This is a genomic window from Variovorax boronicumulans, from assembly GCF_009811375.1.
GTDB lineage: Bacteria > Pseudomonadota > Gammaproteobacteria > Burkholderiales > Burkholderiaceae_C > Variovorax > Variovorax boronicumulans.
Map to the genome: position 1 here is coordinate 40,248 of NZ_BKDH01000006.1, position 20,898 is coordinate 61,145.

Below are 20,898 nucleotides of genomic sequence, written 5' to 3' on the forward strand. Positions count from 1 at the left end.
GCGGCCCGCCCCGTTTTTCGCGCGTCAGCCGCGCTACGCCGCCTGCGTCGACTGGCCGCATTGCGCGCAGAACTTCGCGCCGGGCGCCATCGCCGTGCCGCACTGCCGACAGGCCGCGGGCAGCATCGACGTGCCGCATTGCTGGCAGAAGCGTGCACCGGCCGTGTTCACCGCGCGGCAAGCGGGGCAGGCGCTGCCGCCGGGCGGCGGTGGCGGTGCGTCGCGGCCATACCCATGGCCGCCTTGCGAGCCATGGTGCCCACCACCACCGCCGTGGCGCGCGCCGCCATGTCCACCGAAGAGTCGTTCCAGCATGCCCATGTGTTTCTCCCTTGCGTCGTGCAACAGGCCGATGGCAACGTCGCCGGTGGCGATGAATTCCCGCGGGCCTGACTGCAGTGGATTCCCTGAAGCAGCTTCAGGGTCAAGCGCCCCCCGCCAAAGACCCTCGCAGGCCGCGGTGCTTCACGGCCATGCCCCCGGCCGAAGCGCCGCCGCCGCCCCGCCGCTACAGTCGGCCGCAAGGAGCGTCTTTCTCATGCAACCATTCGATTTCGACCTCTTCGTCATTGGCGGCGGCAGCGGCGGCGTGCGCGCCGCGCGCATGGCGGCGCAGACCGGCGCACGCGTCGCGCTGGCCGAGGCCGCCGAGCTCGGCGGCACCTGCGTCAACGTGGGCTGCATCCCGAAGAAGCTCTACAGCTATGCGGCCGGCTATGCCGAGTCTTTCGAGGAAGCCGAAGGCTACGGCTGGAAGCTGCCGTCGGCGCCGCAGTTCGACTGGGCGCACCTCAAGGCCCAGCGCGCCAAGGAGATCAGTCGGCTCAATGGCATCTACGGCTCGCTGCTGAAGAACTCGGGCGTCACGCTCGTCACCGGCTGGGCCCAGCTGGTCGATGCGCACACGGTGGAAATAGAGGGCAAGCGCCACACCGCGCGCCATCTGCTGGTGGCCACCGGCGGCACGCCCTTCGTGCCCGAAATTCCAGGCCGCGAACACATCGTGACCTCCGACGCGATGTTCGACCTCGACCCGTTCCCCAAGCGCCTGCTGGTGGTGGGCGGCGGCTACATCGCCTGCGAGTTCGCGTCGATCTTCAACGGCCTGGGGTCCAAGGTGACGCAGCTGCACCGCCGCGCCCACCTGCTCACCGGCTTCGACGACGACGTGCGCCAGTTTCTGGCCAACGAGATGGGCAAGGCCGGCGTCGACGTGCGCCTGAACTGCGAGGCCTCGTCGATCGCGCGCGGCCCCGACGGCCTCGTGGTCACGCTCGCGCGCGGCCAGCAGATCGAGGCCGACACCGTGCTCTTCGCCACCGGCCGCGTGCCCAACACGCAGGGCCTCGGCCTCGAAGCCGCGGGCGTGAAGCTCGACGACAAGGGCGCGATCGCGGTCGATGCGCACTACCGCACCTCGGTGCCGTCGATCTACGCGGTGGGCGACGTGTCGACCCGCGTGCAGCTCACGCCCGTGGCGCTGGCCGAGGCGATGGTGGTGGTCGATGCGCTGTTCGGCAAGGGCAAGCGCGGCATGGACTACGAGTTCATTCCCACCGCCGTGTTCACCCATCCCAACATCGGCACCTGCGGCTACAGCGAGATCGACGCGCGCGCGAGGTTCGGCGAGGTCACCGTGTTCTCCAGCGAGTTCAAGTCGCTGCGCCACACCCTCTCGGGCCGCAGCGAGCGCACTTTCATGAAGCTCGTGGTCGACAAGAAGAGCGATCGCGTGGTGGGCCTGCACATGGTGGGCGCGGACGCGGGCGAGGTGGTGCAGGGCTTTGCGGTGGCGATGCGCGCGGGTGCGACGAAGGCGCTGTTCGACAGCACCATCGGCATCCATCCCACCGCCGCCGAAGAGTTCGTGACGATGCGCGAACCCATGCCCGGCTAGGCGCCGGCCTGGGGCTGCTTGCTTTCGAGCAGCTTCACCATCACGAACAACACCCGGTTCGCCGGCGTCGGCACGCCCAGCGCCTCGCCGCGCCGCACGACCAGCCCGTTGAGGTGGTCGATCTCGCTGCGCTTGCCGCGTGCGAGGTCCTGCGCGGTCGACGAATACTGCGAGGGCATCGACTGTGCGATGCCGCGCACCGCGGCGTCGACGTCACCCGGGATCACCACGCCCTCGGCCTTCGCCACCGCGAGGCATTCGGCAACCACGTCGCGGATCACATCGGTCACGCCCGTGCCCTGCACGAGCTCGCCGTAGGGCAGCTGCGACACGGCCGACAGCGCGTTGTAGGCGCAGTTGAGCACCAGCTTGGCCCACAGCGCGCCGCGCACGTTGCCGGAAATCTGCGTGGGCACGCCGGCGGAGATCAGTGCCTGCGCGACCTCCTCGCTGCGGCGCGAGGGCGCGATCACCAGCTCGCCGCGGCCGTGGTGCTTCACATGGCCCGGCCCCGCCATCTCGGTCGCCACGTAGACCACGGCGGCGGCCACGTCGTGCGACGGCAGCGCCGCGCGCACGCGCGCGTCGTTGTCGACGCCGTTCTGCAGCGTGAGCACCAGCGCGCCGGGCGCGAGGTGCGGCTGGATCTGCGCGGCGGCCGATTCGGTGTCGGTGGACTTCACGCAGAACAGCACCAGGTCGGCGCCCTGCACGGCGCCCGCTTCGGTGCTGGCCTCGAGGCGCACCTGTTCATCGAAGGCCTTGGTCTCCAGCCGCAGCCCGTTCGCGCGCACCGCCTCCACATGCGAAGGCCGGCCGATCAGCACGACTTCGTGGCCCGCGCGCGCCAGCATGGCGCCGTAGTAACAGCCGACCGCGCCGGCACCCATGACTGCGACTTTCATTCCTTCACCTTCCTGCATTCGTTCAGCGGAAACCATCGAGGTTAATCACTTCGCGCCCGGTGCGCCGGAGCGCACGCCGATGCACGACACCGCCGCGCGGCGACCGCCCACGCGTCACGCCCGCATTGCACAATGACGGCATGCCCTACATGCCCACCTTTGTCGCTCCCGCCCGCTTCACCGACGCCGCCGAGGCGCTCGACCAGGTCAAAGCCATCTACCAGGGCGGCCTCGCCCACCTGCGCGAATCGATGCTGCGTTTCGTCGCCGGCGAGGCGCTGCCGGGCCGGGTGCGGGCCTGCTACCCGTTCGTGCGGGTGCACACGCACACCGTCTCGCGCCACACGCCGCCGGCCAACGCCGGCCTGAGCTACGGCTTCGTGGCCGGCCCCGGCCGCTACGAGACCACGCTGACGCGGCCCGACCTGTTCTCGCGCTACTACCTCGACCAGTTCCGCCTGCTGCTGGAAAACCACCAGGTCGAGATCGAGGTGGGCACCAGCACGCAGCCCATTCCGATCCACTTCTCCTTCGCCGAGAACGACCACATCGAAGGCACCATGAGCGCCGAGCGCCGCGCCCTCATGCGCGACGTGTTCGACCTGCCCGACCTGGGCGCCATGGACGACGGCATTGCCAACGGCACCTTCGAGGCGCTGCCCGGCGAGCCGCAGCCGCTGTCGCTGTTCACGGCGGCGCGCGTCGACTACTCGCTGCACCGCCTGCGCCACTACACGGGCACGGCGCCCGAGTGGTTCCAGAACTTCGTGCTGTTCACCAACTACCAGTTCTACATCGACGAGTTCGTGCGCCTGGGCCACGAGGCCATGGCCGACGAGAACAGCGAGTACATCGCCTTCATCGAGCCCGGCAACGTGATCACGCGCCGGCGCGGGCTGGCCGCGGGCCACAGCGACACCTTCGCCCACCTGCTGGACGGCAGCCAGGGCACCGCGCCGCCGCGCCTGCCGCAGATGCCGGCCTACCACCTGGTGCGCGAGGACTACAGCGGCATCACCATGACCAACATCGGCGTCGGCCCGGCCAACGCCAAGACCATCACCGACCACATCGCCGTGCTGCGCCCGCACGCCTGGATGATGCTGGGCCACTGCGCCGGCCTGCGCAACACGCAGCAGCTGGGCGACTACGTGCTGGCCCACGCCTATGTGCGCGAGGACCACGTGCTCGACGAGGAGCTGCCGCTGTGGGTGCCGATCCCGGCGCTGTCGGAGATCCAGCTGGCACTCGAGCAGGCGGTGGCCGACGTCACGAAGTGCGAGGGCCCCGACCTGAAGACGATCATGCGCACCGGCACCGTGGCCAGCACCGACAACCGCAACTGGGAGCTGCTGCCCGGCAACCAGCCGCAGCGCCGCTTCAGCCAGAGCCGCGCCGTGGCGCTGGACATGGAAAGCGCGACCATCGCGGCCAACGGCTTCCGCTTCCGGGTGCCCTACGGCACGCTGCTGTGCGTGAGCGACAAGCCGCTGCACGGCGAGATCAAGCTGCCCGGCATGGCCAACCACTTCTACCGCGAGCGCGTGGAGCAGCACCTGCGCATCGGCATGCGCGCCATCGAGATCCTGCGCCAGGAAGGCACCACCCGGCTGCACAGCCGCAAGCTGCGAAGCTTCGCGGAAGTGGCTTTCCAGTAGGCTCCGACGCCTTTCGCCCCTTTGTCCCCTCAGGGTTTCTCCCTGTGCGGGCGAGGGCGTGTTTGCCTTGTTTCGCGGACATCATTGGCTGTCACGTACACAACTGGAAACACGATGCGCCCGTCTTCGCCGCCTGCCGCCGCCCTTCCCCTGTCCCGCCGCCGCTTCGGCACCTGGCTGGCAGCCTCGGCCGCTGCCGCCGGTGCGGGCCAGGCCGCGCTGTGGGCCGGCAACGCCCGCGCGGCCGACGCGCCGCTGAGCAGCAAGCTGCGCATCGTCATTCCCGCCAACGAAGGCGGCGGCTGGGACCAGACCGGCCGCGCCCTCGGCGCCGCCCTGCTGGCCTCGGGCGCCGTGGGCACCGTCACCTACGAGAACATCGGCGGCAAGGGTGGCACCATCGGGCTGGCCAAGTACGTCGAGAAGTACGACGCCGACCCCGAGGCGCTGCTGGTCAGCGGCATGGTGATGGTCGGCGCGGTGGCGCTGCAAAAGCCCGCCGTCACGCTGGCGCATGTGTCGCCCGTGGCGCGCCTCACCAGCGACTACGAGGTGGTCGCCGTCAAGGCCGACTCGCCCATCAAGACCCCCAAGGACCTCGTCGCCCAGCTGCGCGCCGATGCCGCCAACACGGTCATCGCGGGCGGCTCGGCCGGCGGCGTGGACCACATGTTCGCCGGCATGCTGGCGCGCGTGGCCGGCGCCTCGGCGTCGCTGAACTACCAGCCGCACCCGGGTGGCGCGCAGGTGGTCGAGGCGCTCGAGACGGGCAAGGCGGCGGTCGGCATCTCGGGCTACAGCGAGTTCGCCGAGAACATCGCCAACGGCAAGCTGCGCGCCATCGGCGTGTCGTCCAAGCACCCGTTCCAGGGGATCGCCTCGGTGCGCCAGCAGGGCGTGGACGCCGACCTGGCCAACTGGCGCGGCGTGATGACCGGCAAGAAGGTGCCGCCCTACCGCCGCGGCCAGCTGCTCGAGGCGGTGCAACGCGCCACCACGCACGACCTCTGGCAGAAGACCATCAAGCGCAACAACTGGGACCCGTACTGGATGGCGGGCAAGGACTTCGAGAGCTTTCTCGAACTCGACACGGCGATGGCCGGCCCGCTGATCTATCTGCTCAAGCTCAAGGCCTGAGCGCCTTCGCCCTCAGGCGAACAACTCCGGCATTTCGCGCTGCGCCTTCGGCGTGAGCGTGAGCGCACGCCCGTCGAATTCCTGCCGCACCCAACCGCGCCGCAGCGACAGCTGCAGCCACGCGGCGCCGAGCGCGCCGCCCAGGTGCGGGCGGCGTTCGCTCCAGTCGAGGCAGGCGCAGGCGAAGCGGCGGCGCGAGCGGCGCACGGCATCGACCTCGACGCCCAGGCTCTCCAGCGCGATGGCGCCGTCGGGCGTGAGTTCGTACGAGCCGCTCGCAAGGCCGCTGAGCCAGCCCTGCGCATGCAGCCGGTCGTGCAGCGCGACGCCCGCGGTGCCGGCCATGTGGTCGTAGCAGGTGCGGGCGCTGCGCAGGCGGCTCGGCGTGTTGGGTTGGAAGACGGTGGCCGCAGGGCGCGGCGCGCCGGCCACGACCATGAGGCTTTCGAGCGCGGCGGCCACGTCGTCGCTGGCCAGGCGGAAGTAGCGATGCTTGCCTTGCACGAGCACCTCGACCAGCCGCTCTTCCTTCAGGCGCGCCAGGTGCGCGCTCGCGGTCGAGGCCGCCACCTCGGCCACCGTGGCCAGCTCGGTCGCGGTGCGGGCGTGGCCGTCCATCAGGCAGTTCAGCATGCGGGCGCGCGCCGGCTCGGCGATGGCGCCGGCGAGGCGGGCGAGCTGGAAGTCGGAAGCGGTGGTGTCGTCCATGCGGCCATCCTAAAGCGACGCCGCATCCCACACTTCGTTCGCGACCGAAGTGTGTCGGCGGCGGCGAACGCACACTGCGCGCCATGACTACCGCCACGCTCACTCATCCCGCCGACCCGGTCGCCGCCGCCACGCATGCCGACCCTTATCCGTACTACGCCACCCTGCGCGACGGCCCGCCGCTCGCGTGGCACGCCGGCTTGCGCGTGTGGGTCGCGAGCCGCGCCGATGTCGTCATGCAGGTGCTGCAGGCCCACGGGGCGTTGCGCGTGCGCCCCGCGGTCGAGCCCGTCCCGCGCGCGATCGTGGGCAGCCCGGCGGGCGAGGTGTTCGGCCACCTCGTGCGCATGAACGACGGCCCGGCGCACCAGGCGCACCGGCCGGCCTTGCAGCGTGCGCTGGCCGGTCTCGACCTGCATGCGGCGCACGCCGCCGCGCTCGACGTGGCGCGGCTGGTGCCCGCGCAGGCGCCGCTGTCCGATGCGTTGTTTTCGCTGCCCGTGCGGGCGATGGCGCACCTGCTTGGCTTCGACGACGCAACACTGCCGCAGGTGGACCGCTGGATGCGCGACTTCGTCGCCTGCCTTTCGCCACTGTCGAATGCCGACCAGCTGCAGGCGGCGAGCGTGGCGGCCGGCGCGCTGATGAACCGCTTCGAAGCCCTGAGCGCGAACGCCTCGCCGCGCGACGGCACGCTGCTGGCGACGGTGCTGGCCGAAAGCGCGGCAAGCGCCCCGCTCGCGCGCGCGCTGCTGGCGAACCTCGTGGGCCTGCTCTCGCAGACCTGCGACGCCACGGCGGGCCTGCTGGGCAACAGCCTCGTTGCGCTGGCGCGCGAGCCCGCGCTGCGCCCGCTGGCGCGCACGCGCGACGGGCTGCTCGCCATCGTCGAAGAGACGTCGCGCCACGATCCGTCGGTGCAGAACACGCGCCGTTTCGCGATCGAGCCCATCGAGATCGCCGGCACCTCGCTGGCGGCGGGCGATGCGGTGCTGGTGCTGCTGGCCTCGGCGCAGCGCGATCCGGCGTTCAACCCCGAGCCCGACCGCTTCATGCCCGTGCGCGCGCGGCGCCGCGTGCTTGGCTTCGGTCATGGCCTGCATGCGTGTCCGGGGCAGGCGCTGGCCTGCACACTGGCTGCGGCGGGCCTCGAAGCGCTGCTGCGCCAACGAAGCGCACCCGATCTCGATGCGCTCAGTTGGCACTACCGCCCGTCAGTCAACGGGCGCATTCCCGTCTTCGACTGAGTCAGTGCGCGGCCCAGCGGCCGGTGCCTGCCAGGTGCGGCGACAACGCAGCCTCGCCCCAGCGCAGCGGCAGTGCGGCCGGACGGCGCAGCGCGCGCGTGACGTGAAAGCGCATCAGCCGCTCCGCGCCTTCGAACGCCGCCACTTCAGGCCCGTCCGTGACGATCTCCGCCGTGGCGCTCAGGTGCAGCAACTCGCCGGTGTCGAAGTCGACGAACAGCAGGCCCGCGCGCGGATGCGCCTGCAGGTTGCCCAGCGTGTTGAAGAAGCGGTTGCCGTTGAAGTCGGGCACCGTGAGCACGCCGCCCGCATCGACGCGCACGAAGCCCGGCCGACCGCCGCGGTGCGACACGTCGACGCCGTGCGAGCGCGCATCGGCCACGTCGCCCATCGCCACCGCGTCGGGATACGCCGTGGCGATGAACAGCGTGTCGGACGCGCCGATGAGCCGTTCGGCTGCGAGATCGAGCGTGTCGAGCCACTGCACGGCAGGCTCGTTGGCCGGCGGCGCGGCGAACACCGGCTCGCGCGCCTGGATGTAGCGCGGGCAGTTGCCGAAGCTCTGCTGCACCTCGACCATGAAGCCCGCCGCGTCGAGCGCCTCGACCGTGCCGTTCATGCGGTTGCGCCGCCGCGTGTGCGGCTGGATGCCCAGCAGCCCCAGCGTCGCACCGGGCGCGAGCTGGCCGGTGAGCGGGTCGCCGGCGCCCGGCAGCGCGTCGATGCGCAGGTGGGTCGCGTCGGGCGAGTGCGCAAAGCCGGCCGGCGCGGCGAGCATGCTGGCCCACGGCTGCAGGTCGGCGTCGAGGCTGCCGACCACGAGAAACGGCAGCAGCGCGAAGAACTCGCGGTGCTGGTCGGGCATGTAGTCGCGGATCACGCGCGGGCCCATCGCCTCCATCTGCTCGCGCGAGCCCACGAGCGACTGCAGCGCGCGCTCGCCGGCGTGGAAGGGTGCGGCGATCATGACGCCACCGCCAGGCCCACCGGCGAACGCACCATCGGCACGAACCCGGGCAAGGCTTCCACGCGCGCCAGCCAGGCGCGCAGCTGCGGATAGGCGTCGAGCGACACGCTGCCCTCGGGCGCATGGGCCACATAGGCGTAGTTCGCGATGTCGGCCAGCGTGGCCGACGGCCCCGCGAGGAAGGGCTGCTCGGACAGACATGTCTCCATCACCGCGAGCAGCGCGTGCGAGCGCTTGACGGTCTCGGTGCGGTCGGCGTCCACGCCGAACAGCACCATGATGCGCGCCGCCGCCGGGCCGTAGGCCAGCGGGCCGGCCGCCACCGAGAACCAGCGCTGCACGCGCGCCGCGCCCACCGGGTCGCGCGGCATCCAGCGCGCCGGGTCGGGGGCGTAGCGTTCGTTGAGGTACACGAGGATGGCGTTGGAGTCGGCCAGCGTGACCTCGCCGTCCTCGATCACCGGCACCTGGCCGAAGGGGTTGCGCGCCAGGAACTCCGGCGTGCGGTGCTCGCGCTGGCGCAGGTTGAGCTCGACGATCTCGAAGGGCAGGCCCAGCACCGAGAGGAAGAAGCGCACGCGGTGCACGTGGCCCGAGATGGCGCTGCCGAAGAGCTGGATGGGCCGGGCGGGCTGGCGGGCGGTGGTGGTGTTCTCGGTCATGAAAAGTCCTTCGGGTGGGAATGGCCTCGATTCTTCTCTCTTCCACCAAATGAATGAATAGCCTTTTCCGGATTTGACTGCTGCGTTTTTCGGTTTAATCGCGCCATGGATCGCTTCAAAGCCATGCAGACCTTCGTGCAGATTGCCGACCAGGGCAGCCTGACCCGCGCCGCCGAGGCGCTCGGCAGTTCGCTGCCCGCCGTGGTGCGCGCGCTCGCCGCGCTCGAGGCGCACCTGGGCGTGCGCCTGTTCCATCGCACCACGCGGCGCCTGTCGCTCACCGAAGAAGGCCGCCACTACCTGCCGAGCGCGCGCGAAGTGCTGCTCGCGGCCGACGCCGCCGACCAGGCGCTGAAGGCCGAGGCGCGCGAGCCCGCGGGGCAGCTGGTCATCACCGCGCCGGTGTTGTTCGGCCACATGTACGTGGCGCCCGCCATCGTGCGCTTCATGCAGCGCCACGAGAAGGTGCGCTGCAGCGTGCGGCTGCACGACCGCACCGTGAACCTGCTCGAAGAGGGCATCGACGTCGGCATTCGCATCAGCCCGCTCGAAGACTCGTCGCTGGTGGCGCAGACCCTGGGCACCATCCGCCGCGTGGTGGCGGCCAGCCCCGCTTTCCTCGCGCAGCACGGCGTGCCGCGCCATCCGCGCGACCTGGCGGGTGCGCCCTGCGTGCGCGGGCGCATCGATGCACCGTCGCAATGGGCGTTCCGCGACGGCGGCAAGACCGTGCACGTGACGCCTGACAACCGCCTGGAGTTCAACCACCTCGCGCCCGCCATCGAGGCCTGCGCCGCGGGCATGGGCTTCGGCACCTTCTTCTCCTACCAGGTGCTGCCGCACGTGGCGCAGGGCCGGCTGCAGTTGGTGCTCGAAGACTACGAGCCCGCACCCCGCCCCGTGAGCGTGATCTACCCGAATGCGCGGCTGCTGCCGGCGCGCACGCGGGCCTTCATCGACTGGATGAAAAGCGAGTTCAGCGGCTTGCGCATGTAGCTGCTGCGCCAATCGGCCGGCTGCGTCAGAATGGCCGCGTGCCATCCCACACCACCCCCTCCTCGCCTTCCTCTTCGTCTTCTTCCCCGTTGTTCCAGGTCCGTGGGCTGCGCAAGCGCTACGGCGAGACCACGGTCGTCGACGACCTCTCGTTCGAGATCGCGCCCGGCGAGTGCCTGGGCGTGATCGGGCCGAACGGCGCGGGCAAGACCACCACCATCCGCATGTGCCTGGGCCTCACCGCGCCCGACGGCGGCAGCATCGACGCGCTGGGCCTGCAGATGCCGCGCGACGCGCTGGCCATCAAGGCGCAGCTGGGCGTGGTGTCGCAGTTCGACACCCTCGACCCCGACTTCAGCTGTGCCGAGAACCTCGTGGTGTACGGCCGCTACTTCGGCTTCAGCAAGGCGCATGTGCGTGCGCGCGTGCCGCAGCTGCTGGAGTTCGCAGCGCTCTCGCACAAGGCCGACGCCAAGCCCGGCGAGCTGTCGGGCGGCATGCGCCGGCGCCTGTCGCTGGCGCGTGCGCTGGTGAACGACCCCAAGTTGCTGTTGCTCGACGAGCCCACCACCGGGCTTGATCCACAGGCGCGGCACCTGATGTGGGAGCGGTTGCAGGTGCTGTTGCAGCAGGGCAAGTCGATCCTGTTGACCACGCACTTCATGGACGAGGCCGAGCGCCTGTGTTCGCGGCTGCTGGTGCTCGACCATGGCCGCAAGATCGCCGAAGGTCGTCCGCGTGACCTGATCGCCGAGCACCTGGAGCCCGATGTGGTCGAGGTGTATGGCAATGGGGCGCTGTCGCTGGCCGGGTCGGCCGAGCTGCAGGCGCTGGCTGCGCGTGTGGAGGTGAGTGGCGAGACCGTGTTCTTCTATACGCAGGATGCGCGGCGTCTGCTTGACGCGCTGACGCAGCACGGCGGGCTGCGCACCTTTCATCGGCCGGCCAATCTGGAAGATCTTTTCCTCAAGCTCACCGGTCGGCAGATTCGCCAGGATGGCTAGGCCTTCTTTATGAACACAACCACTGCTTCTTCTGCTGCTGTTTCTCCCGAGACACCTGTACCGCCTTCACCCTCCGTGTGGCGCGCGCCCGAGCTGTCGATGCGATGGTGGCCGGTGTTTTTGCGCAACCTGCTGGTGTGGCGCAAGCTTGCCTTGCCGAGCCTGATCGGGAACATCGCGGAGCCGCTGATCTGGCTTGTGGCGTTTGGCTACGGGATGGGCGCTCTCGTCGGGCAGGTGACGGTGGATGGCACGCAGGTGCCGTACATCCTGTTCCTGGCGAGTGGGTCGATCTGCATGAGTGCGATGAATGCGGCGAGCTTCGAGGCGCTGTATTCGGCGTTTTCTCGGATGCATGTGCAGAAGACGTGGGACGGGATCATGAATGCGCCGGTGGGGCTGGATGACATCGTGCTTGCCGAGATGTTGTGGGCGGCGTTCAAGTCGATTTTTACTGTGACTGCGATCTTGTTTGTGATGCTTGGGCTCGGGATCAGTCACAGCCCTAAGTTGATCGTGGCCTGGATGGTGTTGATCGGGTGTGGGATCACGTTTTCTTCTGTGGCGTTGATCTTCAATGCGTTGGCTAAGGGGTATGACTTTTTTACGTACTACTTCACGTTGTTCATGACGCCGATGATGTTTTTGAGTGGGGTGTTTTTTCCGCTGGAGCAGTTGCCTTCTGTGGTGCGTTCTGTGGCTGCCTGGTTGCCTTTGACGAATGCTGTGGCTTTGGTGCGGCCGCTGTTTATGGATCGGTGGCCTGAGGGGTGGTGGGTGCATGCGGGTGTGTTGGCTTTGTATGCGGTCGTTGCTTTTTGGATTGCGTTGGCTTTGACTCGGAAACGGTTTCGGGGGTAGTTCGTTGAGGTGTTGGCTTGGTTTGCTTCCCGGGGCCGGGTCTCGGCCCGGCGGCCGACCTACTTTTCTTTGCTTCGCCAAAGAAACGTAGGCAAAAGAAAGGCGACCCTGCTGTCTGCGTCCCTCCGCTTCGCTACGGGCAACCTGCGGTGCTCACGTTCCGCGGGGTCTCGCCCAAACTCGCTTCGCTCAAACAAGGGCGAGCCCTGATCCGCGAAACGCTGCGCTCCTCGGCGCATACAGAAGGGATTTGGATACCAGCGGGCCATCGCTTCGCTCGGCCAGTGGGCCGCAGCAGGCGCTTCGCGCCTGCTGCGGCGGGGATTGGTCGTAGCGTTGGTCGTTGCGTGAGCCGCTGGCGTGTGTGCTCATGCAGATGCAGATGTGCCTGCGAGCACCAGCGCCAGCATGAGTGCGAGCACAGTCGTTGCATCCGGCTGTTGGAGGTTCCCGGGCCGAGCGAAGCGACGGCCCGAGATTTCCCCTCCCCTCTGGCTGCGCCGAGGAGCGCAGCGTTTCGCGGATCAGGGCTCGCAGCTGTTTGAGCGAAGCGAGTTCTGCGAGACCCCGCGAAACGCGAGCACCGCAGGTTGCCCCGTAGCGAAGCGAAGGGGTCGCAGACAGTGGGGTCGCCTTTCTTTTGCCTACTTTTCTTTGGCGAAGCAAAGAAAAGTAGGTCGCCTGCCGGGGCGAGTCCCGGCCCCGGAAAGCAACCCCCAAAACCAATCCAAAACAACTACATTGCACACAATTCAATTGCGAACTACAATTCAACCCATGCCAACGAAACCCAACACAGACGACCTGCTCAAGCTAGACAACCAGCTCTGCTTCGCCGTCTACTCCGCCTCCTTGGCAATGACCCGCCTCTACAAGCCGCTGCTAGAAAAGCTCCAGCTCACCTACCCTCAATACTTGGTGATGCTCGCCCTCTGGGAGCAAGACGGCCCCACCGTCTCCGCCCTCGGCGAGCGCCTCTCACTAGATTCCGGCACCCTCACCCCGCTCCTCAAGCGCCTCGAAGCCAACGGCTACGTAGCCCGAGTCCGCGACGTCGCAGACGAGCGCCGCGTCCACATCACGCTCACCGCCGCGGGCCGCAAGCTCAAGTCCCGTGCCGCCAACGTCCCCGAGTGCCTCATGGCCGCCGCCGAATGCTCCGTCCCCGAGCTGATCGCCCTCACGCAGCAGATCCAGACCCTGCGCGACCGCATCCGCAAAGCCGCCTGACACACAAATCAGCCAGAGTTAGTTCCCCCGGCCTCCCCAGGAAGCCCTTTCACCACCCCCAAGCCCAAAGGAAATCACCATGACCACCAAGCTCGACAAAGTTCTCTACACCGCAGAAGCCCACACCGTCGGCGGCCGTGACGGCGCCGGCAAGTCCAGCGACGGCGCCATCGACGTCAAGCTGAGCTCGCCCGGCTCGGGCAAGCCCGGCACCAACCCCGAACAGCTGTTCGCGGTCGGCTACGCCGCCTGCTTCATCGGCGCCATGAAGGCCGTCGGCCCGAAGATCAGCGTCAAGGTGCCGGAAGAAGTCGCCATCGACTCGAAGGTCTCCCTCGGCCCGACGAACGGCGGCGCGGCCTACGGCATCTCGGTGCAACTGGCGATCTCGCTGCCCGGCCTGGACGACGCACAGAAGAAGCTGCTGGTCGACACCGCCCACCAGGTCTGCCCGTACTCGAACGCCACCCGCGGCAACATCGACGTGGAACTGACCATCGTCTGATTCCGCTCTGACGGTTTCGTGAAACAAAGCGCCCCGGCCCCAAGCCCGGGCGCTTTTTTTATGTCTGTCTCACGGGTGACGCCGAAACGCACGCCGAGATAGCGCCTTTCACCAAGCTTGGCTAATGTGGCCGCACGTCTCGCCCGTCCCGCCCACCCGTCTTCAACACACACCCGTGGAGATCGACCCCATGAGCACCACCCACCTCCTGATCCGCAAAGACCAGCTGGCCACCGCGCGCCTGCACACCGACACCACCGAACGGCCACTGGCCGACGGCCAGGTGCGCGTGCGCATCGACAGCTTTGCGCTCACCTCCAACAACATCACCTACGCCGCCTTCGGCGATGCGATGAGCTACTGGCAGTTCTTTCCCTCCGAGGAAGAAGGCTGGGGCAGCATCCCGGTGTGGGGCTTTGCCAGCGTGGTGCAGTCGCAGCACCCGGGCGTGGCCGTGGGCGAACGGATCTACGGCTACTGGCCGATGTCCACGAGCGCAGTGCTCAGCCCCGACCGGCTCTCGCCCTCGCGCTTCACCGACGCGGCGGCGCACCGCGCCGAGCTGCCCGCGGTCTACAACCAGTACTTCCGCTGCAACGCCGATCCGCTGTACACCACCGACACCGAAGACCTGCAGGCGCTGCTGCGCCCGCTGTTCATCACCTCGTGGCTCATCGACGACTTCATGGCCGACAACGACTTCTTCGGCGCCACCACCATGCTGCTGTCGAGCGCCTCGAGCAAGACGGCCTACGGCACGGCCTTCCAGCTGCACCAGCGCGACGGCATCGAGGTGGTCGGCCTCACCTCGCCCGCCAACGTGGCCTTCTGCCAGAGCCTGGGCTGCTACGACCGCGTGGTGACCTACGACGCGCTCGACACCATCGCCGCCGACACGCCGTGCGTGTACATCGACTTCGCCGGCAACGGCGAGCTGCGCACCGCGATCCACGAGCGCTTCACCAACCTCAAGTACAGCAGCTCGATCGGCGGCACGCACGTGGAGCAGCTCGCCGCCAAGGGCGCGGGCAAGAGCCTGACCGGCCCGCGCGCCACGCTGTTCTTCGCGCCGGCGCAGATCAAGAAGCGCACCACCGAATGGGGCGCCGACGAGTTCGGCCGGCGCATGGTGGCCGCCTGGCACCGCTTCCTGGCCACGGTGACCGACGCCAGCAACCCCTGGCTGCACACCGAGCACCACCACGGCGGCGAGGCGGTGCAGGCCGCCTACGCGCAGGTGCTGGCGGGCAAGGGCGACCCGCGCACCGGCCATATCCTTTCGCTTTACAAACAAGCGGGCGCTCGCTGACCCGCACGGGGCCCATGTGGCGACAATCGCCGCATGACCCCTTCTTCTGTCGCGCCCGCGAACACCCATCCTTACGAGAGCCTCACGCCTGACGTGGTGCTCGACGCGCTCGCGACACTCGGCCTGCACGGCGACGGCCGCCTCACCGGCCTGAACTCCTATGAAAACCGGGTCTACCAGGTCTACCTGGAAGACCCGAATCCCCATCCCGCGGTGGTGCTCAAGTTCTACCGCCCCGGCCGCTGGAGCGAGGCCGAGATCCTCGAAGAGCACGCCTTCTCGCTCGAACTGGCCGCCGGCGAGGTGCCAGCCGTGCCGCCGCTGGCCTTCGACGGCAAGACGCTGCACCACCACGCGGGCTTTGCCTTCAGCGTGAGCCCCTACCGCGGCGGCCGTGCGCCCGAGCTGGACAACTTCGAGGTGCTTGAATGGGTGGGCCGCTTCCTGGCGCGCATCCACACGGTGGGCAGCGCCAAGCCCTTCGAAGCCCGCCCCGCGCTCGACCTGCAGACCTTCGGGCTGGACTCGCGCGACTGGCTGCTGGAGAACGACAAGATCCCGCTCGACATGCAGCGCGACTGGGAAAAGATCTGCAACGAGGCGCTGGACATGGTCCGCGCCACCGCCCTGGCGCTGCAGCCGCCGGCCTCCGACTTCAAGCCCCGCAAGCTGCGCCTGCACGGCGACGTGCACCCCGGCAACATCCTGTGGACGCCCACCGACCGCCCCGGCGGCGGCCCGCACTTCGTCGACCTGGACGACGCGCGCACGGGCTTCGCGGTGCAAGACCTGTGGATGCTGCTGTCGGGCGACCGCGCGCAGCGCACGGCGCAGCTGTCGGGCCTGCTCGACGGCTACGAGCAGTTCCGCGAATTCGACCGCCGCGAGCTGGCGCTCATCGAGCCGCTGCGCACGCTGCGGCTCATCCACTACAGCGCCTGGCTGGCGCGCCGCTGGGAAGACCCGATCTTCCCGATCAACTTCCCGTGGTTCGGCTCCAGCGACTACTGGAAGGGCCAGATCCTCGTGCTGGAAGACCAGTGCGAGCAGATGGCCGAAGAGCCGCTCTACGCGTGATCACTGAGCGGCGTTCGCGGCCAGACTCTGCGCCACGCCTTCGAGCAGCCGCTCGACCAGCACATTGACCGGCCCGGTGCGCCACACGCCGTAGGCCTCCGACTGCGCCACTGCGCGGTCGAGCGGGCGGAACACCGCGCCGCGCAGCGCCGAGTGCCGCATCGCCTGCGGCACCAGCGCCACGCCCATGCCCTGCGACACCAGCGACACCACGGCCAGCCAGTGCCGCACCTCGTGGCGCACCTCGGGCAGGAAGCCCGCGTCGGCGCAGATCGACAGGATGCGCTCGTGGTAGTCGGGTGAGGCTTCGCGCGAGAACAGCACGAAGGGCTGATCGCGCAGGTCGGCCGGCGCCAGCACGCGCTTGCGCGCCAGCGCATGGCCCGCGGGCAGGCAGGCCACGAAGGGCTCCGACAGCAGCAGCCGGTGCCGCAGCTCGGCCGGCATGCGGCTGGTGTGGACAAAGCCCAGGTCGAGCCGGTCGTGCAGCAGCTCGGCGATCTGCACGCCGGAGTTGAGTTCGCTGAGCGTGATGCGCACCGCCGGATGCCGCGCCTGGAACGCGCGCAGCGCGGGCGGCAGGCCGCGGTAGAGCATGGCGCCCACGAAGCCGATGCGCAGCCGGCCCGCCGAGCCGGTGGCCACGTCGCGCGCCTCCAGCGCGGCCTCCTCGGCCTGCAGCAGCACGCGCCGCGCCGACACGCGCAGCGCCTCGCCCGCGGGCGTGAGCCGCACTTCCTTGCTGTTGCGCTCGAACAGGCGCGCGCCCACCGAGTCTTCGAGCTGGCGGATCGCCACCGACAGCGGCGGCTGCGAAATCGCCAGCCGCCGCGCGGCACGCCCGAAGTGCAGCTCTTCGGCGAGCACGGAGAAGTAGCGCAGGTGCCGCAGTTCCATGAATAGTCAAATCAAATCGTACAAGACCAAATCAATATTAGACACGGATCATTGCCAACTCAACAATGCGGCGAACCAGGAGACGCCCGCATGCCCACACCCGCTGCTTCCGCTGCCACAGCCGCCGCGCACCCGATCCCCGATCGCCACGGCCAGAACCTCTTCACCACCGACACCGAGCTGCACATGCTGCTCGCGCTGTACCTGCCCGAGGCCCTGCGCACGCACATGCGCCCGCACTTCGAGCGCCTGGGCGGCCTGGCGGGCGGCTTGCTGGACGACCTGGCCGGCACCGCCGACCGCAACCCGCCCACGCTGAAGCAGCGCACGCGCACCGGCATCGACGAGCAGAAGGTCATCAAGCACCCGGCCTATGTCGAGATGGAGCGCCTGGCGCTCAGCGAGTTCGGCCTGGCCGCCATCTCGCACCGCGACGAGACGTTGGGCTGGGCCGGCAAGATGCCGCCGCTGGTCAAGTACGTGCTGACCTACCTGTTCGTGCAGGCCGAGTTCGGCCTGTGCTGCCCGGTCTCGATGACCGACTCGCTCACGCGCACGCTGAAGAAGTTCGGCGCGCCCGAGCTGGTCGCCAAGTACCTGCCGCGCCTGACCTCGCTGGACTTCGACGAGCTCGCGCAGGGCGCGATGTTCATGACCGAGCAGGCCGCCGGCTCCGACATCGCCGCCACCGCCACCACCGCGCAGCGCCAGGCCGACGGCAGCTGGCGCCTGGCCGGCGACAAGTGGTTCTGCTCCAACCCCGACGCCGGCTTTGCGATGGTGCTGGCGCGCGCCGACGACGCGCCCGCGGGCATGAAGGGCGTGTCGCTGTTCCTGCTGCCGCGCGAGCTCGACGACGGCAGCCTCAACCACTACCGCATCATCCGCCTCAAGGACAAGCTGGGCACGCGCTCGATGGCCAGCGGCGAGATCCGCCTCGAAGGCGCCGTGGCCTACCTCGTGGGCGAGGAAGGCCGCGGCTTCCAGCAGATGGCCGACATGGTCAACAACTCGCGCCTGTCCAACGGCGTGCGTTCCGCCGGCCTGATGCGCCGCGCGGTGGCCGAGGCCGAGTACATCGCCTCCGAGCGCCGCGCCTTCGGCCGCGCGCTCGAGCAGATGCCGCTGATGCAGCGCCAGCTCGACAAGCTGCGCGTGCCGTCCGAACAGGCCCGCACCATGGTCTGCCAGACCGCGCAGGCACTCGCGCGCTCCGACGCCGGCGAGCCCGATGCGTATGCGCTGTTGCGCATCCTCACGCCGCTCATCAAGTTCCGCGCCTGCCGCGACGCGCGCCAGGTCACGGGCGACGCGATGGAAGTGCGCGGCGGCTGCGGCTACATCGAAGAATGGAGCGATCCGCGCCTCGTGCGCGATGCGCACCTGGGTTCGATCTGGGAAGGCACCAGCAACATCGTGGCACTCGACGTGATCCGCGCCGTGAAGCGCGAAGGCTCGCTGCCCGTGCTGCGCGCGCACGTCGACAAACTGATCGGCGACGCCACCACGCTCACGCCGGCCTTCGCCGCCGCGCTGCGCGACACCATGGCGCGCGCCTGCGCCCTGGCCGAGACCGCCGCCCGCGAAGGCGGCGACGTGCTCGCGCGCCAGGCCGCCTCGGCGCTGTACCACTGCACCAGCGCCGCCGCGATGGCCTGGGAGGCCTCGGCCGGCGGCTCCGCCGCGCGCCTGCGCTGGGCCCAGCTGGTGCTGCTGCACCGCGTGCTGCCGCGCGACCCGCTGGCACCCGATGCGCTGCCCGCCGACTGGCACGCCGCGCTCGTGCGCACGGCCGCCTGAGCCCCCTTTTCGAGAACAACGGAGACAAGACCCCATGCGACAACGACTCAGCCTCATCCTCGGCACCGCCTGCGCCGCACTGCTGCTGGCGGCCACGCCCACCGCGCAGGCCCAGCCCGGCGCCTTCCCGACCAAGCCCATGACGCTGGTCGTGCCCTTCCCGCCCGGCGGCCCGACCGACGCGATGGCACGCACGCTGGCCGCCGAGCTGCGCGACAAGCTCGGCCAGCCCATGATCGTGGAGAACCGCGCGGGCGCGGGCGGCAACATCGGTGCCGACTACGTGGCACGCGCCGAGGCCGACGGCCACACGCTGCTGTTCGGCACCTCGGGCCCGCTGGCCATCAACGTGAGCCTGTACCGCAAGATCAGCTACGACCCGACGAAGAGCTTCGCGCCCGTGATCCAGGTCGGCTACCTGCCGAACATCCTGGTGGTGAATCCGGCGCTGCCGGTGAAGAACGTGGCCGAGCTGGTCGCCTACGCCAAGGCCAACCCGGGCAAGCTCAGCTACGCCTCGTCGGGCAACGGCGCGTCGTCGCACCTGGCGGGCGTGCTGTTCAACTCGGTGGCCGGCACCGACCTGCTGCACGTGCCCTACAAGGGCACGGGTCCGGCGCTCAACGACCTGCTGGGCAACCAGGTCAGCATGACCTTCACCGACATCCTCACCGCGCTGCCCTACGTCAAGGCCGGCAAGCTGCGCGCACTCGGCGTGGCCACCTCGGCCCGTTCGCAGGCGCTGCCCGAGGTGCCCACCCTCACCGAGCAGCTGCACAAGCCCTACGACGTGAGCGTGTTCTTCGGCATCGTCGCGCCGGCCGGCACGCCGGCCGACCGCGTGACCAAACTCAATCACGCGTTCGCCGAGGTGCTCAACTCGCCGAAGGTCAAGCAGATGTTCGCCGCGCAGGGCCTGGAAGCCACGGCGGACACCTCGCCGCAGAAGCTCGCGCAGTTCATCGGCAGCGAAACGGCCAAGTGGAAGGACGTGGTGAAGAAGTCCGGCGCGCAGCTCGACTGACCGCCACGACGCACAAGAAAAACAAGGAGACAAGAAGATGAAAACGCAACGGCTGTCACGCCTGATCGCCGTGGCCGCGCTGTTCGCCGCAGCCGGCACCGCCACCGCAGAGACCTACCCGCAACGCCCCGTCACGCTGATCGTTCCGTACGCCGCGGGCGGACCCACCGACCAGCACCTGCGCGCCGTGGCAGAAGAGGCCGGCAAGGCCCTCGGCCAGCCCGTGGTGCTGGACAACCGCCCCGGCGCGAGCGGCACCAACGGCGCCGCCGCGCTGGTGCGCGCCGCGCCCGACGGCTACACGCTGGCCGTGCTGCCGGCCTCGGTGTACCGCGAGCCCTTCATCAACAAGGTGGCCTTCGACCCCGCGCGCAGCTTCTCGTACGTGGTGATGCTGTCCGACTACACCTTCGGCCTCGCGGTGAAGGCCGACGCACCGTGGAAGACCTGGCAGGACTTCGCGGCCGATGCCGCGCGCCGCCCCGGCAAGCTCAACGTGGGCGCCACCGGTGCAGTCGGCACGCCGCGCATCGTGATGGACGAGGCCGCCGAGATGGCGAAGGTCCAGCTCAACATGGTGCCCTTCAAGGGCGACGCCGAAGTGACCAACGCCATCCTCGGCGGCCACATCGACGCCGCGCCGCTCTCGGGCGTGGCCGTGCCGCACATCGATGCCGGCAAGATGCGCTACCTCGTGATGCTCACGCCGCAGCGCGTCAAGCGCTACCCGCAGGTGTCCACGCTGCGCGAGCAGGGCGTGGACGCGGTCATCGATTCGCCCTACGGCATTGCCGGCCCCGCCGGCATGGACCCGGCGCGCGTGAAGACCGTGCACGACGCCTTCCGCAAGGCGCTGGCATCGCCCGCCGGCCTGCGTGTGCTGGAGCAGCTGAACCAGCAGGCCAACGCGATGGACCCCGAGCAGTACCGCCGCTACGCGCTGGCCACCACCGCGCGCGAGAAGGAGCGCGTGGCGCGCCTGCGCCAGCGCGGCCTGCTTGACTGACCACAAGG

At 69.3% G+C, this 20,898-nt stretch carries 20 protein-coding genes; 14 read left to right on the forward strand and 6 right to left on the reverse strand.

Features of this window, described 5'->3' with window-relative positions; translation table 11 throughout:
• Positions 1 to 33: 33 nt before the first annotated feature.
• Positions 34 to 315 (reverse strand): double zinc ribbon domain-containing protein, encoded by a 282-nt coding sequence (locus VHAB30_RS29200; protein ID WP_308789343.1) that lies wholly within the window; start codon positions 313 to 315, stop codon positions 34 to 36.
• 223 nt (positions 316 to 538) lie between these two features.
• Between VHAB30_RS29200 and gorA the strand changes: the two genes are divergently transcribed.
• Positions 539 to 1,897, forward strand: coding sequence for a glutathione-disulfide reductase (gene gorA, locus VHAB30_RS29205; protein WP_159279520.1), 1,359 nt, complete (start codon positions 539 to 541; stop codon positions 1,895 to 1,897).
• On the opposite strand, the gene VHAB30_RS29210 is transcribed toward gorA, so the two are convergent.
• The gene (locus VHAB30_RS29210) at positions 1,894 to 2,802 is read right to left on the reverse strand and encodes a ketopantoate reductase family protein (RefSeq protein ID WP_159279521.1); all 909 of its coding nucleotides are present in this window, start codon (positions 2,800 to 2,802) and stop codon (positions 1,894 to 1,896) included. The genes gorA and VHAB30_RS29210 overlap by 4 nt on opposite strands.
• Before the next feature lie 140 nt (positions 2,803 to 2,942).
• Here VHAB30_RS29210 and VHAB30_RS29215 point away from each other — a divergent pair, with 140 nt between their 5' ends.
• On the forward strand, positions 2,943 to 4,460 hold the full coding sequence (locus VHAB30_RS29215) for an AMP nucleosidase (protein WP_062481401.1): 1,518 nt from the start codon (positions 2,943 to 2,945) through the stop codon (positions 4,458 to 4,460).
• Positions 4,461 to 4,574: 114 nt separating this feature from the next.
• The gene (locus VHAB30_RS29220; protein WP_174250308.1) at positions 4,575 to 5,597 is read left to right on the forward strand and encodes a Bug family tripartite tricarboxylate transporter substrate binding protein; all 1,023 of its coding nucleotides are present in this window, start codon (positions 4,575 to 4,577) and stop codon (positions 5,595 to 5,597) included.
• Between the two features lie 12 nt (positions 5,598 to 5,609).
• Here the strand turns inward: VHAB30_RS29220 and VHAB30_RS29225 are convergent, their stop codons facing one another.
• Entirely contained in the window at positions 5,610 to 6,305 is a 696-nt protein-coding gene (locus VHAB30_RS29225) for an ArsR/SmtB family transcription factor (protein ID WP_159279522.1), read from the reverse strand.
• An 83-nt stretch (positions 6,306 to 6,388) separates the two neighbouring features.
• On the opposite strand from VHAB30_RS29225, the gene VHAB30_RS29230 reads away from it, so the two are divergent.
• Positions 6,389 to 7,552, forward strand: coding sequence for a cytochrome P450 (locus VHAB30_RS29230; protein ID WP_159279523.1), 1,164 nt, complete (start codon positions 6,389 to 6,391; stop codon positions 7,550 to 7,552).
• A gap of 1 nt (position 7,553) precedes the next feature.
• Here VHAB30_RS29230 and VHAB30_RS29235 read toward each other — a convergent pair whose 3' ends face one another.
• Complete coding sequence (locus VHAB30_RS29235; protein WP_159279524.1) at positions 7,554 to 8,519, reverse strand: pyridoxamine 5'-phosphate oxidase family protein; 966 nt, start codon at positions 8,517 to 8,519, stop codon at positions 7,554 to 7,556.
• Positions 8,516 to 9,181 carry a glutathione S-transferase family protein gene (locus VHAB30_RS29240; protein ID WP_159279525.1) on the reverse strand — a complete coding sequence of 222 codons (666 nt, stop codon included), beginning with the start codon at positions 9,179 to 9,181 and terminating at the stop codon, positions 8,516 to 8,518. Before VHAB30_RS29240 ends, VHAB30_RS29235 begins: the two co-directional genes overlap by 4 nt.
• 105 nt (positions 9,182 to 9,286) lie before the next feature.
• Between VHAB30_RS29240 and VHAB30_RS29245 the strand changes: the two genes are divergently transcribed.
• The 7 genes from VHAB30_RS29245 to VHAB30_RS29275 all read left to right on the forward strand — a co-directional run bounded on the left by VHAB30_RS29245 (position 9,287) and on the right by VHAB30_RS29275 (position 16,163).
• Positions 9,287 to 10,177, forward strand: coding sequence for a LysR family transcriptional regulator (locus VHAB30_RS29245; protein WP_159274760.1), 891 nt, complete (start codon positions 9,287 to 9,289; stop codon positions 10,175 to 10,177).
• Positions 10,178 to 10,215: 38 nt separating this feature from the next.
• Positions 10,216 to 11,181 carry an ATP-binding cassette domain-containing protein gene (locus tag VHAB30_RS29250; protein WP_235926963.1) on the forward strand — a complete coding sequence of 322 codons (966 nt, stop codon included), beginning with the start codon at positions 10,216 to 10,218 and terminating at the stop codon, positions 11,179 to 11,181.
• 9 nt (positions 11,182 to 11,190) lie between these two features.
• Complete coding sequence (locus VHAB30_RS29255; protein WP_159279527.1) at positions 11,191 to 12,042, forward strand: ABC transporter permease; 852 nt, start codon at positions 11,191 to 11,193, stop codon at positions 12,040 to 12,042.
• A gap of 777 nt (positions 12,043 to 12,819) precedes the next feature.
• Complete coding sequence (locus VHAB30_RS29260) at positions 12,820 to 13,272, forward strand: MarR family winged helix-turn-helix transcriptional regulator (protein WP_159279528.1); 453 nt, start codon at positions 12,820 to 12,822, stop codon at positions 13,270 to 13,272.
• A gap of 79 nt (positions 13,273 to 13,351) precedes the next feature.
• Positions 13,352 to 13,777 carry an organic hydroperoxide resistance protein gene (locus VHAB30_RS29265; RefSeq protein WP_062481095.1) on the forward strand — a complete coding sequence of 142 codons (426 nt, stop codon included), beginning with the start codon at positions 13,352 to 13,354 and terminating at the stop codon, positions 13,775 to 13,777.
• Between the two features lie 190 nt (positions 13,778 to 13,967).
• Entirely contained in the window at positions 13,968 to 15,086 is a 1,119-nt protein-coding gene (locus tag VHAB30_RS29270) for a DUF2855 family protein (protein WP_159279529.1), read from the forward strand.
• Positions 15,087 to 15,119: 33 nt separating this feature from the next.
• The gene (locus tag VHAB30_RS29275; protein ID WP_070063054.1) at positions 15,120 to 16,163 is read left to right on the forward strand and encodes a serine/threonine protein kinase; all 1,044 of its coding nucleotides are present in this window, start codon (positions 15,120 to 15,122) and stop codon (positions 16,161 to 16,163) included.
• Here VHAB30_RS29275 and VHAB30_RS29280 read toward each other — a convergent pair whose 3' ends face one another.
• A complete protein-coding gene (locus VHAB30_RS29280; protein ID WP_159279530.1) occupies positions 16,164 to 17,060 on the reverse strand; it encodes a LysR family transcriptional regulator in 897 nt (298 codons plus the stop codon).
• A 90-nt stretch (positions 17,061 to 17,150) separates the two neighbouring features.
• On the opposite strand from VHAB30_RS29280, the gene VHAB30_RS29285 reads away from it, so the two are divergent.
• From VHAB30_RS29285 to VHAB30_RS29295, 3 genes are read left to right on the forward strand one after another with little or no spacing between them, the layout of a single operon-like run.
• The gene (locus VHAB30_RS29285) at positions 17,151 to 18,860 is read left to right on the forward strand and encodes an acyl-CoA dehydrogenase family protein (RefSeq protein WP_159279531.1); all 1,710 of its coding nucleotides are present in this window, start codon (positions 17,151 to 17,153) and stop codon (positions 18,858 to 18,860) included.
• A gap of 34 nt (positions 18,861 to 18,894) precedes the next feature.
• Positions 18,895 to 19,884: a Bug family tripartite tricarboxylate transporter substrate binding protein gene (locus VHAB30_RS29290; protein ID WP_159279532.1), complete on the forward strand. Its 990-nt coding sequence runs from the start codon at positions 18,895 to 18,897 to the stop codon at positions 19,882 to 19,884.
• Positions 19,885 to 19,921: 37 nt separating this feature from the next.
• Positions 19,922 to 20,890: a tripartite tricarboxylate transporter substrate binding protein gene (locus VHAB30_RS29295; protein ID WP_159279533.1), complete on the forward strand. Its 969-nt coding sequence runs from the start codon at positions 19,922 to 19,924 to the stop codon at positions 20,888 to 20,890.
• Positions 20,891 to 20,898: the final 8 nt, after the last annotated feature.

Bases quoted from the DNA above. Each gene is read 5' to 3' on its own strand.
- VHAB30_RS29200 (WP_308789343.1), bottom strand. From the start codon at position 315: ATGCTGGAACGACTCTTCGGTGGACATGGCGGCGCGCGCCACGGCGGT.
- gorA (WP_159279520.1), top strand. From the start codon at position 539: ATGCAACCATTCGATTTCGACCTCTTCGTCATTGGCGGCGGCAGCGGC.
- VHAB30_RS29210 (WP_159279521.1), bottom strand. From the start codon at position 2,802: ATGAAAGTCGCAGTCATGGGTGCCGGCGCGGTCGGCTGTTACTACGGC.
- VHAB30_RS29215 (WP_062481401.1), top strand. From the start codon at position 2,943: ATGCCCTACATGCCCACCTTTGTCGCTCCCGCCCGCTTCACCGACGCC.
- VHAB30_RS29220 (WP_174250308.1), top strand. From the start codon at position 4,575: ATGCGCCCGTCTTCGCCGCCTGCCGCCGCCCTTCCCCTGTCCCGCCGC.
- VHAB30_RS29225 (WP_159279522.1), bottom strand. From the start codon at position 6,305: ATGGACGACACCACCGCTTCCGACTTCCAGCTCGCCCGCCTCGCCGGC.
- VHAB30_RS29230 (WP_159279523.1), top strand. From the start codon at position 6,389: ATGACTACCGCCACGCTCACTCATCCCGCCGACCCGGTCGCCGCCGCC.
- VHAB30_RS29235 (WP_159279524.1), bottom strand. From the start codon at position 8,519: ATGATCGCCGCACCCTTCCACGCCGGCGAGCGCGCGCTGCAGTCGCTC.
- VHAB30_RS29240 (WP_159279525.1), bottom strand. From the start codon at position 9,181: ATGACCGAGAACACCACCACCGCCCGCCAGCCCGCCCGGCCCATCCAG.
- VHAB30_RS29245 (WP_159274760.1), top strand. From the start codon at position 9,287: ATGGATCGCTTCAAAGCCATGCAGACCTTCGTGCAGATTGCCGACCAG.
- VHAB30_RS29255 (WP_159279527.1), top strand. From the start codon at position 11,191: ATGAACACAACCACTGCTTCTTCTGCTGCTGTTTCTCCCGAGACACCT.
- VHAB30_RS29260 (WP_159279528.1), top strand. From the start codon at position 12,820: ATGCCAACGAAACCCAACACAGACGACCTGCTCAAGCTAGACAACCAG.
- VHAB30_RS29265 (WP_062481095.1), top strand. From the start codon at position 13,352: ATGACCACCAAGCTCGACAAAGTTCTCTACACCGCAGAAGCCCACACC.
- VHAB30_RS29270 (WP_159279529.1), top strand. From the start codon at position 13,968: ATGAGCACCACCCACCTCCTGATCCGCAAAGACCAGCTGGCCACCGCG.
- VHAB30_RS29275 (WP_070063054.1), top strand. From the start codon at position 15,120: ATGACCCCTTCTTCTGTCGCGCCCGCGAACACCCATCCTTACGAGAGC.
- VHAB30_RS29280 (WP_159279530.1), bottom strand. From the start codon at position 17,060: ATGGAACTGCGGCACCTGCGCTACTTCTCCGTGCTCGCCGAAGAGCTG.
- VHAB30_RS29285 (WP_159279531.1), top strand. From the start codon at position 17,151: ATGCCCACACCCGCTGCTTCCGCTGCCACAGCCGCCGCGCACCCGATC.
- VHAB30_RS29290 (WP_159279532.1), top strand. From the start codon at position 18,895: ATGCGACAACGACTCAGCCTCATCCTCGGCACCGCCTGCGCCGCACTG.
- VHAB30_RS29295 (WP_159279533.1), top strand. From the start codon at position 19,922: ATGAAAACGCAACGGCTGTCACGCCTGATCGCCGTGGCCGCGCTGTTC.